Here is a 16656-nt window from a genome sequence, read left to right on the forward strand (position 1 = left end):
AATAACTGCTAAAATGATGATAGAGATTTTATTAGGAGAGGAAGATAATGATAATTAAAACAATAAATTTGGAAAACTATAATGAAGTTACTGAACTTATTCGTGAATCTTTTAGTCAGTCAGAACATGGTTATGGTAATGAGGCTGAACTTGTTGATAAAATTCGTAATGAAGAAGGTTATATCAAAGATTTGGAAATTGTTGCTTTTGAAGATGGTAAAATCGTTGGTCACGGTCTTTTGAGTGAGGTAGAGATAGTAAGTGACTCACAAAAATTCAAAGGTTTGGTCTTAGCTCCTCTTGATGTTTTAACTACTTACCAAGGTAAAGGAATTGGGGCAGCAGTATTATTGGAACTTGAAAAAAGAGCAAAAATTTTGGATTATCCGTTTATTAGTATTTTAGGTCATGAAACTTATTATCCTAAGTTTGGTTATGTACCAGCAAGTCAATATCAAATCAAAGCACCTTTTGAAGTTCCTGATGAGAACTTTATGATTAAAGAATTAACTGACGGTGGCTTAGAAGGAAAATCAGGAGTAATTCACTACTCAGAAGCCTTTAACTAAGTAACAATTTTGTTTAAAACTCTTTGTTAGTAACTCTATATTTAAGACTTAAATAATAAAAATTCTTGCATTTTGGTCTATAAATCGGTATAATAAGCTAGTAAGTTGGCCCGGTAGCTCAGTTGGCTTGAAGCACTGCTTCAAGGTTGCGGATAGAAAAATTGCGAAGCAATTTATCATTACTACCACAGAATTTTAGAATTCTAGAAGTGGTCACAAAATATTCAACTTTTTATAAGTTGGCCCGGTAGCTCAGTTGGTAGAGCAGTAGACTCTTAATCTATGGGTCCAGGGTTCGAGCCCCTGCCGAGCCATAAATAGTAAAAGCACTCTAAATTTTTAAAGGTTTAGAGTGCTTTTTTTACTGACAGAAATCTGTCAGTAAAGTAAATAGTCTGAAAATAGTGTATAATATTGTCAAAAGATTTCTGTCAGTAGAACAGGATGTAAGTAGAGGATGTTTTATGGATTTATTAAAAAAATTTAACCCTAATTTAGATAAAATTGAAATTTCATTGATTCGTCAGTTTGACCAACAGGTTTCATCTATTCCTGATATTATTAAGTTGACTTTGGGAGAACCTGATTTTTATACGCCTGAGCATGTTAAACAAGCAGGGATTGCGGCGATTGAAAATAATCAAAGTCATTATACTGGAATGGCTGGTTTACTAGAACTACGTCAGGCAGCTAGTGAATTTATGAATAAAAAATATGGTTTATCTTATGCAGCAGAAGATGAAGTTTTAGTTACTGTTGGAGTAACGGAAGCCATTTCTAGTGTTTTGTTATCAATTTTGGTTGCTGGTGATGAAGTTTTGATTCCCGCGCCTGCATATCCTGGTTATGAGCCATTAATTACGCTTGCTGGCGGTTCTTTGGTTGAAATTGATACAAGAGCTAATGATTTTGTTCTTACGCCTGAGATGCTTGAACAAGCGATTGTTGAGCGTGAGGGAAAAGTTAAGGCCGTTATTTTGAATTATCCAGCAAATCCTACAGGGGTAACTTATAATCGGGGGCAAATTAAGGCTTTAGCTGAAGTTTTGAAAAAGCATGAAGTATTTGTGATTGCTGATGAAGTTTATTCTGAACTAAATTATACTGACCAACCGCATGTGTCAATTGCTGAATATGCACCTGAGCAAACAATCGTTCTTAATGGTTTATCAAAATCGCATGCGATGACTGGTTGGCGGATTGGATTAATCTTTGCAGCGCGTGAATTAGTGGCACAGATTATTAAGACTCACCAATATTTGGTGACTTCGGCTTCAACTCAGTCACAGTTTGCAGCGATTGAAGCTTTGAAAAATGGTGCTGATGATGCTCTTCCGATGAAAAAAGAATATCTTAAACGTCGTGATTATATTATTGAAAAGATGTCAGACCTTGGTTTCAAAATTATTGAACCAGATGGAGCTTTCTACATTTTTGCAAAAATTCCAGCTGATTTAGAACAAGATTCATTCAAATTTGCTGTGGATTTTGCAAAAGAAAATGCAGTTGCCATTATTCCTGGTATCGCTTTTGGTCAGTACGGTGAGGGATTTGTCCGCTTATCTTATGCGGCTTCAATGGATGTGATTGAGAAAGCAATGGCAAGATTGACGGATTATGTGACTAAAAAACGCGGTTGAGCAATCGGTCAGTAAAATTAAAAATCATTGATAACAGTTAGAAGAGTTGTCAGTGATTTTTTTGATATAATGAAATAAAATATCGAAAGGAGAAAATCATGCGTGATGCCGAAACTCAAGGTCTAGTGCTTTACAGTCGTAATTACAAAGAAAAAGATAAATTGGTCAAGATTTTTACAGAGTCTTTTGGTAAACGGATGTTTTTTGTCAAAAATTTTGGAAAATCGCCTTATGCTAGTTCCTTACAAGCTTTTACTGATGGAAAATTGACGGCAACGATTAATGACGGGGGATTTTCTTTTATCGAGGATGTCAGTGAAGTGGTCGTTTATAAAAATATTAGTTCAGATATTTTCATCAATGCTCATGCTTCTTATATCATAAGTTTGGCTGATGCGGCCATTTCTGATAATCAATACGACCCAGGGCTTTATGGATTTCTAAAGCGAAGTTTAGAGCTTTTAGATCAAGGATTTGATATGGAAGTCGTGACTAACATTTTTGAATTACAAGTTCTTCATCGTTTTGGGATTTCTTTGAACTTCTCAGAATGTGCATTTTGTCATAAAACCGTTGGACCCTTTGATTTTTCTTATAAATTTAGTGGCTGCCTTTGTCCCCAACATTTTGATGAAGATTTACGACGGAGTCATCTTGACCCAAATGTGATTTATTTGGTCAATCTTTTTCAAGAAATATCTTTAGATGAACTCAAAAAAATCTCGATAAAAGCAGATATGAAACTAAAAATTCGTCAATTTATTGATGGGCTTTATGATGAATATGTCGGAATTCATCTCAAATCCAAAAAATTCTTGGACGGAATGTCTGGTTGGGCAGATATTATGAAATAAATCTGTGGATAAGTCGCTAGAAGTTCTGTCAGTAAATTTATCCACAGTGGAAAACTTAAAATTACTGACAGAAACCTCTAAATATTTCTGTCAGTAAAAAATGAGGATAATTTATGGACTCAAAATCATGGGGAAGAGTTTTTCGTGAAATTCGCGAAATGAAAAATTTGTCATTAGCCAAAGTTGCAGGAGATTATGAGAATTCACCAAATTTTATTACTTCAAAGCAACAAGTTTCACGTTTTGAACTTGGTAAATCTGATATCACACTCACAAAAATTTACTGACAGATTTTCCGTTAGTAAATTTATCCATAGAAAAAATCACTGACAAATCCGTCAGTGATTTTTAATTTTATTAAACGTGAATTGGTAAGCCATCAGCCAATTCAGCTGTATCCATAATCGCTTCACCAAGTGTTGGGTGAGGTTGGATAGTCAATGAAATGTCTTTAGAAGTCAATCCATTTTCAATCGCTAGTGATAAACCAGAAATCAAGTCAGATGCACCAGGGCCAACGATTTGAGCACCGATTAAGGCCCCTTCTTTAGTTTCAGTAATCAAACGTAAGAAACCAGTCGTATCATTCATTGAAATGGCACGGCCATTTGCAGCAAATGGGAACTTAGAAATTTTAACATCTTTACGGTCTTTAACTGATTCAGGCGTTTCTCCAACTGTTGCCAATTCAGTTGTTGTATAAGCTACAGCAGGCAAAGCAACGTGTAAGTCCACGTCGTCCTCAGCTCCAGCAATCGCAGCAGCAGCAACTTTAGCTTGGAAAGAAGCTTTGTGAGCGAGCATTGGACCAGGAACCACATCACCGATTGCATAAATGTGAGGAACATTAGTTGCATAAGAATCGTCAACTTCAATCAAACCACGGTCAGTCAATTTAACATCAGTGTTGTTCAAGCCGATTAAATCAGTATTTGGACGACGTCCAACAGAAACGAGTAAGTAATCACCAGTCACTGTTTGTTCTTTTCCATCAACCTCAAAAGTCAAAGTTACATCTTTATCAGTTTGAGTAGCTGATTTAGCCATTGCTGAAGTAAAGATTTCAGAACCAGCAGATTTAACGCGATTAGCAATGATATCAGACATTTCTTTATCAAACCCGTTTAAAATGTGGTCCAAACCTTCAACAATTGTAATCTTAGAACCAAGCATACGGTAAGCTCCACCAAGCTCAGAACCAATAACTCCTCCCCCAACAATAATCAAATGTTTAGGAACTTCTGGAAGTGACAAAGCACCAGTAGAGTCAATAATGCGACCACCAAATGGGAAAGAAGGAATTTCGATAGGACGTGAACCAGTTGAGATAATCACATCATTAAATTGCAAAAGTTGGAACCCATCTTCTTGTTCAACATTTATTGTATTGTTATCAATAAATTCTGCAGTTCCTTGAATCACGTCAACTTTGTGTTTTTTAAGTAGCATTTTAACGCCACCTGTCAACTGGTTGACAACTTTATCTTGTTTCCATTTTTGGGCAGATTCCCAGTTTAATTTAACATTTCCGACAGAAAGACCAAAAGGATTTTCTCCTTTTTCTTCCTCCAAAGATTCTTGGTAATGATGACCAATATTAATCAATGCTTTTGATGGGATACAACCAATATTTAAACAAACCCCACCAACATTATCTTTTTCAATAATTGTAACTTTTTTACCAAGTTCAGCCGCACGGATGGCTGCAACATAACCACCAGGGCCTGAACCAATAACAACCAAATCAACTTCTGTTGCTTGTGCACCAACAACCATAATATATCCTCTTTCTTGTAAACATTAGTGTCAACTTGAATTTACAATACTGTAAACTAGTTTTTTAAATCTATGACAGAAAGAAACGAAAAAAATATTTTTTCGTTCCTTTACTAATAAGACAATTAGCGAGTATCCTCTAGGAGACACGCCTGTAATAAATAGATGCTTTAGCACCATTTATTACAGCCTATTAGATTTCCATAAGCATGAACTCAGGGTCAGCCAATAGAGATTTCAAGTAGTTAAGTGATGTTTGACCCAACATTCCATCAATCAAACGGTGATCATAAGTCATAGACAATTTCATGTTTTGTCCGACAACAATTTCGCCTTCACCATTAACAATTGGTTCTTTAACGATTGAACCCAGTCCTAAAATTACGACATCAGAACCATTAATGATTGGTGTAAACCAAGAACCACGAGCAGATCCAATATTTGAAATTGTAATTGTTGAACCTTGCATTTGTTGAGGTTTAAGTGTTCCTTCTCGTGTAGCAGTAGCTAATTCAGCGATTTCTTTAGCAATCTCAAGAATTGATTTAGTTTCAGCTTCATGAATCACTGGAACGTACAAACCAGTTGGAGCATTTACAGCGATTCCAAGGTTGACATGTTCGTGATAAACAATTTCTTGTTTTTCATAGTCAACAGAAGCATTGATATCTGGGAATTTATGAGCAGTAGTAGCCAAAGCTTTAGCAACATAAGCAAGATAGGTTAATTTAATATCTTGTTTTGCAGCAATTTCTTTAAAGACAGCACGATGTTTCACGAGTTTAGAAACTTCAACTTGGTCAAAGTTTGTTACTGGTGGAATGTGTGTATGTTGAGCAGTCATAACTTTAGAAACAACTTTACGAGTTGGATTCATTGCTTCACGTCGATCACCAGCTCCTGCTTTAACGCTTGGCGCTTTTTCAGCAACAGGAGCAGCTGGTTTATCAGCCTTAGGTGCTGGAGCGGCTTCTGGTGCTGTTTGAGCGATAGGAGCGACACTGCCAGATTCAAAAGCTTTAACATCGGCCAACGTTGTGTGACCGTGACGACCAGTTGCAGGAACTTGACTTAAATCAATACCAGCCTTGCGTGCATAATGACGAACAGAAGGCATCGCAAGAATGTGACCAGTAGAAGTTGTTTTAGTCAATGGAGCATTTGCAGGACTTGCAGGACTAGCTGCTTTAGGTGCTTCTGCGACTGGAGCAGGACTAGCAGCTGCTGGAGCAGCCCCATTTCCATTGTATTCAATTAAAGGAGCCCCAACTTCTACAGTCGTTCCAGCTTCAACGAAAAGTTTAGTGACTTTTCCAGAATATGGAGAAAGAATTTCTTGCATGAGTTTATCATTTTGAACCTCTGCAACAGGATCATCTTCTTTAATTTCATCTCCAACTTTAACTAACCAGTTGGCGATATCTCCTTCATGCATTCCTTCACCAATATCAGGCATCGTGAAGATTTGAGCTTCTCCAGAAGGTGCATCAGTTGTAGCAGTATCAGAACCAGCTGTTTCTTGAGGAGCAGGAGCAGCTGCAGAAGAGCCTGAACCGTCACCATCAAACTCAACCAAAGGAGAATCAACTTCTACGGTTGTTCCAGCTTCAACGAAAAGTTTTGTTACGGTACCAGAATAAGGAGAGAGAATTTCTTGCATAAGTTTATCATTTTGTACTTCAGCAATTGGGTCATCTTCTTTAACAACATCTCCAACTTTAACTAACCAGTTGGCAATGTCTCCTTCGTGCATTCCTTCGCCAATATCAGGCATTTTAAAAATCTCAGTCATAGTCAACCACCTCTTTAACTTTATTCACAATATCTTCAGCTTTAACTGCCCAGTCATTTTCTGCTTGTGCAAATGGGAAAATTGAGTCAGGACCACTAACACGTCCAATTGGCGCTTTAAGGTTCAAAACAAAACGTTCTGAAATTTCGGCCATGACATTCGCTGCGATACCGGCTGTACGTTGAGCTTCTTGAACAACGACCACACGCCCAGTTTTTTCAACTGTTTTACCAATTGACTCAATATCAAGAGGAGCAACTGTTCTGAGGTCAAGGACTTCAGCTTTAATTCCATCTTTTTCGAGTTGTTCAGCAGCTTTAAGAGCAAGTGGAACTGTTCCACCATAAGCAATGATTGAAACATCAGATCCTTCTTTAGCGACTGCAGCAGTATCAAGTGGTGTAGTATAGTAACCTTCAGGAACTTCACCTTTAAGTGAGCGATAAAGGTGAAGGTTTTCAAGGAAAATAACAGGGTCGTTATTTTCAATTGAAGCCAGCAATAATCCTTTAGCATCAGCTGGATTTGAAGGCATTACAACACGAATTCCGGGGATTTGTGAAAATAGCCCTTCAATTGAATCCGCGTGCATTTCAGGCGTTTTAGTTCCGATTCCATAAGGTGTACGCACGACAATATTATTTGAACGTGTGTTATTAAAACGGTAACGTGTCCGGCTCATTTGTCCAGCAATTGAGTCGAAAACTTCAAAGATAAAGGTTCCGAATTGGATTTCCATAATTGGGTGGAAACCTTGTGTTGCAAGACCAATTGCCATTCCACCAATTCCTGATTCAGCAAGTGGAGTATTGAAAACACGTTCTTCTCCATATTTTGCTTGCAGACCATCAGTAGCACGGAAAACCCCACCATTTTGTCCAACGTCTTCACCAAAAATGAGTGCATCTTTATCTTTTTCGAGCGCCAAATCAAGCGCTTCTGTAATTGCTGCAATATAAGTTTTTACTGCCATTCTTATTTGCCCTCGCTTTCAAATTTTGCAATTTGTTCTGCCATTGCTTGGCTTGGCACTTCAAGTGTATTTTTAATGAAGCTAGAAATTTTTTGTTTTTCAACATTGTTGGCTTTCTTAATGTCGGCATCAATACCTGCATCAAGTTCAGCAATATAAGCTTCCTCTTTCTCTGTATCCCAAAGTCCTTTTTCAGTCAGGAAATTACGCATACGAACGAGAGGTTCTTTTTTCCACCAAGCTTCAATGTCTTCTTTAGTACGATAGCGAAGTGGGTCATCACCAGCTGTTGAGTGTGGTTCTAAACGGTTTGTAATTGCTTCAATAACAACTGGACCATTTCCAGCTACTGCCCAAGCACGAGCTTCTTTAGAAGCAAGATACATAGCAATCGCGTCCATTCCATCAACTACGATCGAAGGAGCACCTGCGGCCCAACCTTTAGCAGCTAAATGAGGAGCGGCACTTTGGAGACTACGAGGTGTCGAAATTGCATAGCCGTTATTTTGGATAAAGGCAACAAGTGGGGCTTTATAAGCTCCAGCAAAGTTAATTCCTTCATAAGTATCACCTTGTGAAGAACCACCATCACCAGTGTAAACGAAAGCTACAGCATCTTTTTTACGTTTTTTGAGTCCGAGCGCGACACCAGCAGCTTCAACGTATTGAGCACCAATGATAATTTGTGGGAACCATGAGTTTACAGGTTTACCATCATCGGTAGTGTACTCATTACCAAGTTGATGTCCACGAGACCAAAGAAGACCTTTCCAAATTGGCCAACCTTTTGCGTAAATTTGTGGCAAGTCACGGTAACCTGGGAAGAGCCAGTCTTCGTCAGTGAAAGCGAATGATGAGGCCATTTGAGAAGCTTCTTGACCAGCGTGAGGTCCAAAGAATCCCATACGTCCTTGTTTAGCTAATTTCATTGAACGAATGTCAACTTGACGTGCAAAAAGCATACTTTTAAAGAGTTCAACGAGTTTTTCATCAGAAAGTCCTGCACGTTTAAGACCATCTTCGTCAACAATTTTTCCTTCTTCGTTAAGAATTTGAAGCATTGGAAATGTAGTGTCTTGCAGTTCTAGCTGCGCTTTGAAATCTAAGATTTGTTCTGAATTTGACATAATAGATTCCCTTTCTATTTTATGTGTCTATAATTAGAAATTTATCATTTTTTGGAGAAATTTCCTAAGGTTATGCTTGTGAAATAACTTAATCTGTTCGATAGTCAGCTTTGAACATTTCAGAAAGTTCAGTATTTTGAATTGTTCCAAAATATTGTCCTTCTTTATTTGTTTCAAGGACTTCAAGAATTGCTGAAGGTTCAAATTCAAGACCAATAAATTGCTCTTTGATATCTCGCCAATCTCGAACGCCTAAGAAATCTCCTTGGAAATTAATTTCAGTGATTTTACCATTTTCAACATTGACTTGAATATCAATGGCTCCGCCAGTAAATTTAGCGTGATTTTGGAAGGAGAATTTTGGTGATTCGCCATAATTCCAATCCCAAGTTGCAAATTGCTCATCTCGTATTTTTTTGATTGAGCTAAGTTGGTCATCAGTTAAAACTAATTCATCATCTTTTCCTTCGTCTGTGAGATAGTATTTTAATGCGTCAATAAAACTATCTAAGGTTAAGTCCTCAGGGGCAAAATCTTTGATATTTCCCACACGAGCGCGAACTGATTTAGCCGCTTTACTGACAAATTTTTCATCAGAAACATTGAGAGAACGAATCATTGCTTCAACATCAGTGTCCCAAAGGAGGGTTCCGTGATGCATCAAATAACCTCCAGCATAGCGTTGGGCATTTCCCGAAATCTTTTTACCCTCAACTTCAAGGTCATTGCGTCCAGTGATTTCAGCTTTGATTCCAACAGCATGGAGTGCTTCATACATCGGTTGAACAAATTTTTTAAAGTTGACAGAGCCAGAATTTTCGACAGGAACAAAAAATGTGAAACAGATGTTTCCTTCATCATGATAAACTGCACCACCGCCAGATACTCGACGAACAACTTGAACATCATGACTGTCAATGTAGTCTTGATTCACTTCAGCAAAAGTGTTTTGGTTGCGCCCCACAATAACTGCACGTTTATTTTGCCATAAAGCAAAAACAGGCTCAGTTGGTTTTAGGTGATAAAGTAGCCAGCTGTCCATCGCGATATTTGTGTAAGCGTCTTGACCTAGATAGTTAATAAATTGCATGTTTATGCATCCCTTCCAAATCCTTGTGCTTATTTTGTCAAACAAGTTTGACAAAATAACACGCACGATTTAATTATACCCTTTGTGAAACAAAATGTAAAGAGAAATGCTTTACGCTTACAATTACTGTACTATGTGATTTTCACCTCAAAATATTGTGAAATAGATATCATTTGTGACAGATGAAAAAAGACCAGTCTATTTTGACTGGTCTTGGATTTCTTGACGAATTTCGAGGGCACGTTCCGGAAAATCGGTGATGATTCCAGCTACATGTTGTTGAAAAGCTTGTCGTATTTCTGTTTCTTGATTAACTGTCCAAAGACGAAGGGGTCTTTTTGAACTTTTGAGAAGAAGTGGGTGCTTGAAGGCGTAGGTTCTTCGGGGATGAATTCCTGAAATAAAATCTGTTGAGCTGCCTTTATAATGACTTTTTAGGGTCAAAAGATTTTTCGTCAGATAATTAACTTCAGCCTTTGAATCAAAAGTGTGTATTTTTTTTAATGAATCGAAATTAAACGAACTATAAATATAGCTAAAAGGCCATTTAGTTTCTGTCATTAAGTCTGAGAGCTTTTTTTCAATTCCGGGATAGTCAAATTTATCAGTTTTAATTTCGATATTTAAATAACCAGTAAATGATAGGTCTGTCAGTAATTTTAAAACCTCTGACAAAGTTGGAATTTTTTCGTCAGTAAATTTTGGATTGAACCAAGAACCAGCATCAAATTTCTTTAAATCTATAGCATTCATATTTTTGACAAGACCTTTACCATTTGTTGTCCGGTCAATTTTCTCATCGTGAATAACAATTAATTCATTATCGAGTGATAAGTGGACATCAAGCTCAATTCCGTCAGCATGGACACGAACAGCTTCATGAAAAGCGGCCAATGTATTTTCTGGACAGTTGGATTTAGAACCACGATGAGCAAAAACCAATGTTTTAGAAGTGAGGCTTGGCTTGAATTTCAAATTGTTTTTTATTTTTTTTCTGTCAAGAAAATTATGAAGTTTAAAAACTATTTTTGTGAAGCCAGACATTAGTCACTTCCTTTCGATTTGGGAATGATTTTTACTGACAAGGCCATAAAATAAGCACTGATAGGGTCTGTCAGTAAAAATTAAAAATGAGTTTCCTTGTATTCTTCTTCGATTTGGCTGACAAAAAGGTGCATTATTTTATCACGCTTTTCGCCTAGTCTTTTTCCTTCGGTTGTATTTAATAAATCTTTTAACAAAAATAATTTTTCATAAAAATGATTGAGTGTGGAGTTATTTTTTTGACTATGATAGTCTTCTTTAGAATTGTAATCTAAAGGTGGCAGATTTGGGTCATAAAAGACTCGATTTTTTGCCCAACCATATTCAAGTGTCCTTACAATTCCCCAAGCTCCCATTGCATCAAGGCGGTCAGCATCTTGCGCAATTTGTCCATTCAAAGAGAGTGTTTTTCTCTCAATTAAATTACTTGAAAAACTCATGTTGTCAATAATCATAAAAAGTTCATCAATGAGCTTTTTATCAATTTTAAGCTCATTTAAAAATTGCGCAACTTTAGCTTTTTGTTTAGGAACATCATCTGTTAATTTTTCATCATAAGTATCATGTAAATAACAAGTTGCTAGAACAAGTTCTTGATTTGCTGACGGCTCTGTCAGTAAAATTTTTTGAGCAAGAGCAACGACCCGTTCAATATGGTCAAAGCCATGTCCATCATTATTTTTATCATGAATTTCTTGAGCAAATCTTTTAATTTTCTTTAAATCAATCAAGTTAAATCTCCAAAATAAATGACTTGAGTTTACACCAGTGTCAACTAAAACCAAATAGTGTAAATTGGTAAATCCTCAAGATTAGTAAGGCTAAGGAAGTAAAATTTGAAAATAAATTATTTGAAATAGTTGATTCCCATTGCAGACTTAACTTCATCAAGAGTTTGACTGGCTACAGCTTGGGCCTTAAGTGAGCCTGCTTTAAGCATATCGTAAACGTAGTCCATATTTTGTGCAAACTCAATACGGCGTTCACGGATTGGTGAAAGTTCGCGGTCAAGAACATCAAGAAGGAAACGTTTTGTTTTCACATCACCAAGACCACCCGCTTGATATTGGGCTTTCATTTCAGCAATTTGCTCTGCATCTTCAGCTTTACCAAAAACGTCAAGATAATGGAAAACCATGTTTCCTTCAATTTTACCAGGATCTTCAACTTTGATATGGTCGGGGTCAGTATACATTGACATCACTTTTTTCTTGAGTGTGTCCATGTCATCAGCAAGGAAAATTCCGTTTCCAAGAGATTTCGACATTTTGGCATTTCCGTCAAGTCCAGGTAAACGACCAGCAGCTTCATTTTCAGGGTAAATTCCTTCTGGTTCAACTAAAACATCTGTGTGATAAGCATTATTAAATGAGCGAACAATTTCTCGTGTTTGTTCAATCATTGGTTTTTGATCATTTCCGACTGGAACATGAGTGGCTTTAAAAGCAGTAATATCAGCAGCTTGAGAAACTGGATACACTAAAAAGCCGGCAGGGATTGATTCACCAAAAGCTTTTTGTGCAATCTCTGTTTTTACAGTAGGATTGCGTTCAAGGCGGGCAAGTGAAACTAAATTCATATAATACATTGAAAGTTCAGCCAGTTCAGGAATTTGACTTTGAATGAAAATGGTTGATTTTTCAGGGTCAAGTCCTGCTGCTAAGTAGTCAAGGGCAACATCACCGACAGATTGACGAATGAGTTCAGGTTCTTTTGCATGGTCAGTTAAAGCTTGTTGGTCAGCTAAAAAGACAAACATATTGTATTTATCTTCATTTTGCATTTTGACACGATTTTGCAAAGAGCCTACATAGTGGCCGATGTGAAGTTTTCCTGTTGGACGGTCTCCAGTTAAAATAGTTGGTTTTGTCATTTTGTTCTCCTTATGTGTGTTTGGATTAGATTGATTATTGAAGAGTGTAAACTGGTTTACACTAAATAAAAAATAAAAAAAGCACCCATAGAACTATAAAAAGTCCTACGGGCGCTATGAGCGCGGTGCCACCGTAAATTTAAAATCAAATGATTTTCTTAGAACTTGTCAAAAAACAAGTTGCTCTGTAACGGAAGCGGCCGTGATTCTTTATTTTTTTAAATCAAATTTATTAGTTAATCACAAGCCCATTCACTTTGCTGAAAACGTTGGTTTGCACAACCACCAACTTCCTAAAGATTTCAAAATCAAAGTTACTTTCTTGTTGTTTTAAATTTTACACTTTTTGTAATGAACTGTCAAACTTTAAAAAGTAGAAAATCAATTTGCTTGAATTCACAATTGCAAAAAGATATACTCAAATTACAAGAGAGAATTACAAATACAACTTAAGTATTCAATTCATAAGGCAATTGCACAGTTTTATTAAGGAGGAAAAAATGAAAAATATCTCTACTGCATCAGCACATTGGGAGGACACTTTAGAAAATGGTTTTGGCACAATTTCTGCTGAAAGTTCTCAAATTTTTACAGAAACTCCCTATAATTTCAAAGCACGTTCAGAAAGTCAAGCTCATATTACCACACCAGAAGAACTTTTGGGAGCTGCTCATGCAGCCTGTTTTAGTATGGCATTCTCAATGGTTTTAGGACAAAAAGGCTTAGTAGCAACTTCTATTGACACAACGGCAGATGTTACTTTTGAAGCAACAGCAGATGGTCCAGCGATTACAAAAATTAAATTGACTAATCGTTCAGTGGTACCAGAACTTTCTGAAGCTGATTTTCAAGAAATTGCCAAAGTAGTAAAGGAAAGCTGTCCAGTATCTAAGGCTCTGTCAGGAGTCGATATTGAACTTGAAGCAACTTTAGGCTAGTCTATTTTATAGAATAAATGAAAAACTAAGTTATCAATGAATAGCTTAGTTTTTTGCATAAACTGGTGAAATAATGACTAAAAATGAGGCCTTTCTGATATAATTTAACTAACAATAAATTTAACAAAGTCTTAACTTAATTAAAATAAGTGAGGTTTCAATGAAAGAAAATAAATTATTATCACCGGCAGCCATTTTTCTGTTGGGTGTGAATTCCATTATTGGTTCAGGAATTTTCTTACTTTCTGGCAAAATTTATGAAGATGCAGGAATTTGGAGTTTACTTGCTATTTTATGTGCTGGTTTATCAATTTTTGTGATTGCTTTTGCTTATGCCAACATGAGTAAGATTTATTCAAAAAATGGTGGAGCTTTTGTTTATGCTAAAGAAACTTTTGGGCGTTTTCCAGGCTTTATTGTGGGAATGGTGACATGGTTGCTAGGTACAGTGACACTAGCTACAGAGGTTTCGGCTTTACTGACAGCAATGAAAATGATTCTTCCAAATCTTAATAGTCGGTTAATTGGCATCATTATTATTTTGGCCTTAGGAATTATCTCCTATTTTGGGAGTTCAATTATTGCTGGTTTAGACAATCTGACTTCTTTTGTGAAAATTGTCTTAGTTCTTGTTTTTATTTTTACTTGTCTATGGTTGGTACGTGGTCTTAATTTTTCAAGTCCAAATTTACTGACAGCTTCGTCAGCAAATTTAGGTGGCTTTAAAGGATTTCTGTCAGCTTACGGCACTGTGTTCTTTTTCTTCACTGGCTTTTCATTTCTACCGGTGAATGCTGAAAAAATGAAAAATCCAGCAAAAAATTTACCAAAAATGATGTCCCTTGTCATGTTAACCTGTTTGGCTGTTTATCTGATTATTCAAACCATTACCATTGGGGCATTGGGGCCAGAGCTGACTAAAACACTTGTGCCTGCGGCAACAGCTTTTAGTAAAATCGTGGGTAGCATTGGAATTCCGCTCTTTGTTGTCGGAATATGTTTTTCAATTTTTGGTGTTATTGTTGCGACCACTTTTAATACACCAACAATTTTAGCCAGTTTGGCTCAGGCTCATGAAGATGTGCCTATGTTTGTTTCTAAAAATAATCGCTTTGGAACCCCCACTTGGGCAATTATTTTGACGACAGTTTGTGGAATAGCTCTCTTTTTGAGTGGAAATTATGTTTTTCTGAGTGGCCTGACTGTCTTTATGAGTTTTGTTCAATATTTATCAACTGGACTTGCTAACATTAAGAAAAAATTCCTTTTGATTGGAATTGGTTCGGTTCTCTTTTCATTGGTTTTACTGACAAGCTTTACTTTATCCGTCCTAATTTTAGGTTTAGGAATCTTGATATTACTTGTTATGATTTATTTTGTCGTTAAATTAGATGATGATGAACGTGAAAAATGGCTCAAAGAACACCAAGAAAAGTCAAAAGGAGCAGATGTCAATACTGTTAAACGTTTGTAAGTAATTTTTAGAAATTTTATTTTACTGAAGAAAGCTGTCAGTAAAATAAGGAGAAAAATATGACAAAAAAAGAATATACATTTTGGTTGTTGAGCAGTATTTTTTTAATAATTGGTCTAATTTTGCAATTCATCCCCAGTCATTCAATACAAATGCTAGTTTTACTGCTTTAATAATTGGACTAGTTTTAGTTTTTTTCATTAAGGACAAAAATGAATCGAGAAAACCATTACCCGAAAAGTTTTATCAGAAAAAAGTTTTTTGGGCTTGGATTTTTATTCCACTCTTTGTAATTTTGTTTATTTATTCTATTTTTTTGAAAAAAGAGTCTCCTTATAATTTTATGATACTAATTTTAGTTGTTGATATGATTATCTTTAACTGTTTCGGTACGAAGTATAAATGGTAGATAAAAAAATACTGACTGCTCAATTCTGTCAGTAAAAAAACTCGGTTTCCCGAGTTTTTTATTTGTCCATTTTTTCAAAATGTTCGACTAATTTACCAGAAACATCTGATTCCAACATTTTATGAATTTGTTTCAAGGCAGAGGCAATCGCCAATTCACTTGAATTTCCGTGAGCTTTAACAACAGGTGCTTTAAGACCAACAAAAGCAGCTCCACCAGCTCCATCTGTACTCATCAAATCTTTAAGTCCAGACAAAGGTTTTTTAATTAGAGCCCCACCGATTTTAGTGGTGACACTACCAGCCATGATGGCTGATTTTATTTCTTTCATGAGAACAGTTGCTGTTCCTTCAATCGCTTTTAAAATGGCGTTTCCCGTGAAACCATCGGTTACTACAACATCAGCCCCACCTGAAAGTAAATCACGAGATTCAATATTTCCGATGAAGTTGATTTCAGACATAGCTGACAAAATTTCATGCGCTTCTTTGACAGTTGGCGAACCTTTAGATTCTTCGGCACCATTAGAAATCAAAGCAACACGTGGTTTATTGATGCCGCGAACATTTTCAGCGTAATATGAACCCAAAATGGCAAAATCAACTAAGTGGTGGGCCGTATTTTCAGTATTTGCTCCCAAATCAAGCATATCAAAACCGCGACCATCAGCTGTCGGTAAGGTTGACATCAAGGCTGGACGTGACACTTGCTTAATTCTCTTAACCAAAAGTAAGCCGGCGGTTAAAAGTGCACCAGTTGAGCCGGCAGACAAGACTGCATCAGCCTCTCCTTTTTTCACAGCAGTCACAGCTCGGACAAGTGAGCTGTCTTTTTTTGATTTAATGGCAGCAACTGGATCATCATGAAAATCAATGATTTCAGTTGTTTCAACAATCTCAACATTTGTTTCATCGTCTAAAAATTGACGAATTTTTGCCCCATCTCCGTAGAGTTGGAAGGTAACATCAGAAAGTTCTTTCTTTGCCAAGTTTACACCTTTGACAATATTTTCGGGAGCAAAATCTCCTCCCATTGCATCAATTGCAATTTTCATATTTTTATTTTCTCCAAATCAAATAATCTCTCATTAAAATTAT

15 protein-coding genes, 1 tRNA gene and 1 other annotated feature are annotated in these 16656 nt (G+C 36.5%); of the genes, 7 read left to right on the plus strand and 9 right to left on the minus strand.

All coding sequences use genetic code 11. The annotated features are described in order from the left end of the window. Positions 1 to 47: 47 nt before the first annotated feature. The 5 genes from IAE51_RS08555 to IAE51_RS08575 all read left to right on the plus strand — a co-directional run bounded on the left by IAE51_RS08555 (position 48) and on the right by IAE51_RS08575 (position 3350). A complete protein-coding gene (locus IAE51_RS08555) occupies positions 48 to 569 on the plus strand; it encodes a GNAT family N-acetyltransferase (RefSeq protein ID WP_033900573.1) in 522 nt (173 codons plus the stop codon). Positions 570 to 810: 241 nt separating this feature from the next. After that, positions 811 to 883 (plus strand) — tRNA-Lys (locus tag IAE51_RS08560). Positions 884 to 1033: 150 nt separating this feature from the next. Further along, on the plus strand, positions 1034 to 2209 hold the full coding sequence (locus IAE51_RS08565; RefSeq protein WP_200095188.1) for a pyridoxal phosphate-dependent aminotransferase: 1176 nt from the start codon (positions 1034 to 1036) through the stop codon (positions 2207 to 2209). 98 nt (positions 2210 to 2307) lie between these two features. Beyond that, on the plus strand, positions 2308 to 3063 hold the full coding sequence (gene recO, locus IAE51_RS08570) for a DNA repair protein RecO (RefSeq protein WP_003132217.1): 756 nt from the start codon (positions 2308 to 2310) through the stop codon (positions 3061 to 3063). 113 nt (positions 3064 to 3176) lie between these two features. Beyond that, entirely contained in the window at positions 3177 to 3350 is a 174-nt protein-coding gene (locus IAE51_RS08575) for a helix-turn-helix transcriptional regulator (protein WP_021214949.1), read from the plus strand. A gap of 70 nt (positions 3351 to 3420) precedes the next feature. On the opposite strand, the gene lpdA is transcribed toward IAE51_RS08575, so the two are convergent. The 8 genes from lpdA to trpS all read right to left on the minus strand — a co-directional run bounded on the left by lpdA (position 3421) and on the right by trpS (position 12738). Beyond that, complete coding sequence (gene lpdA, locus IAE51_RS08580; protein ID WP_010905074.1) at positions 3421 to 4839, minus strand: dihydrolipoyl dehydrogenase; 1419 nt, start codon at positions 4837 to 4839, stop codon at positions 3421 to 3423. Positions 4840 to 5032: 193 nt separating this feature from the next. Then, positions 5033 to 6631 (minus strand): 2-oxo acid dehydrogenase subunit E2, encoded by a 1599-nt coding sequence (locus IAE51_RS08585; RefSeq protein WP_012896925.1) that lies wholly within the window; start codon positions 6629 to 6631, stop codon positions 5033 to 5035. Then, positions 6624 to 7604 carry an alpha-ketoacid dehydrogenase subunit beta gene (locus IAE51_RS08590; RefSeq protein ID WP_010905076.1) on the minus strand — a complete coding sequence of 327 codons (981 nt, stop codon included), beginning with the start codon at positions 7602 to 7604 and terminating at the stop codon, positions 6624 to 6626. Before IAE51_RS08590 ends, IAE51_RS08585 begins: the two co-directional genes overlap by 8 nt. Before the next feature lie 2 nt (positions 7605 to 7606). Further along, entirely contained in the window at positions 7607 to 8731 is a 1125-nt protein-coding gene (locus IAE51_RS08595; protein WP_010905077.1) for a thiamine pyrophosphate-dependent dehydrogenase E1 component subunit alpha, read from the minus strand. 88 nt (positions 8732 to 8819) lie between these two features. Next, positions 8820 to 9821 carry a lipoate--protein ligase gene (locus IAE51_RS08600; RefSeq protein WP_200095190.1) on the minus strand — a complete coding sequence of 334 codons (1002 nt, stop codon included), beginning with the start codon at positions 9819 to 9821 and terminating at the stop codon, positions 8820 to 8822. A 198-nt stretch (positions 9822 to 10019) separates the two neighbouring features. Further along, positions 10020 to 10865: a glycerophosphodiester phosphodiesterase gene (locus IAE51_RS08605; RefSeq protein ID WP_012896926.1), complete on the minus strand. Its 846-nt coding sequence runs from the start codon at positions 10863 to 10865 to the stop codon at positions 10020 to 10022. An 80-nt stretch (positions 10866 to 10945) separates the two neighbouring features. Beyond that, positions 10946 to 11596, minus strand: coding sequence for an HD domain-containing protein (locus IAE51_RS08610; protein WP_200095192.1), 651 nt, complete (start codon positions 11594 to 11596; stop codon positions 10946 to 10948). A 116-nt stretch (positions 11597 to 11712) separates the two neighbouring features. Next, on the minus strand, positions 11713 to 12738 hold the full coding sequence (trpS, locus tag IAE51_RS08615) for a tryptophan--tRNA ligase (protein WP_033900570.1): 1026 nt from the start codon (positions 12736 to 12738) through the stop codon (positions 11713 to 11715). A gap of 104 nt (positions 12739 to 12842) precedes the next feature. After that, positions 12843 to 13077, minus strand: a binding site (T-box leader). Positions 13078 to 13238: 161 nt separating this feature from the next. On the opposite strand from trpS, the gene IAE51_RS08620 reads away from it, so the two are divergent. Both IAE51_RS08620 and IAE51_RS08625 read left to right on the plus strand, forming a co-directional pair. Beyond that, positions 13239 to 13676, plus strand: coding sequence for an OsmC family protein (locus tag IAE51_RS08620; protein WP_003132235.1), 438 nt, complete (start codon positions 13239 to 13241; stop codon positions 13674 to 13676). A 160-nt stretch (positions 13677 to 13836) separates the two neighbouring features. Beyond that, positions 13837 to 15150, plus strand: a complete 1314-nt coding sequence (locus tag IAE51_RS08625; RefSeq protein WP_023163567.1) for an APC family permease — start codon at positions 13837 to 13839, stop codon at positions 15148 to 15150. Between the two features lie 467 nt (positions 15151 to 15617). On the opposite strand, the gene plsX is transcribed toward IAE51_RS08625, so the two are convergent. Further along, positions 15618 to 16613, minus strand: coding sequence for a phosphate acyltransferase PlsX (plsX, locus tag IAE51_RS08630; RefSeq protein WP_058212291.1), 996 nt, complete (start codon positions 16611 to 16613; stop codon positions 15618 to 15620). Positions 16614 to 16656: the final 43 nt, after the last annotated feature.

This window comes from Lactococcus sp. S64 (assembly GCF_016516525.1).
GTDB classification, from domain to species: Bacteria; Bacillota; Bacilli; order Lactobacillales; family Streptococcaceae; genus Lactococcus; species Lactococcus lactis.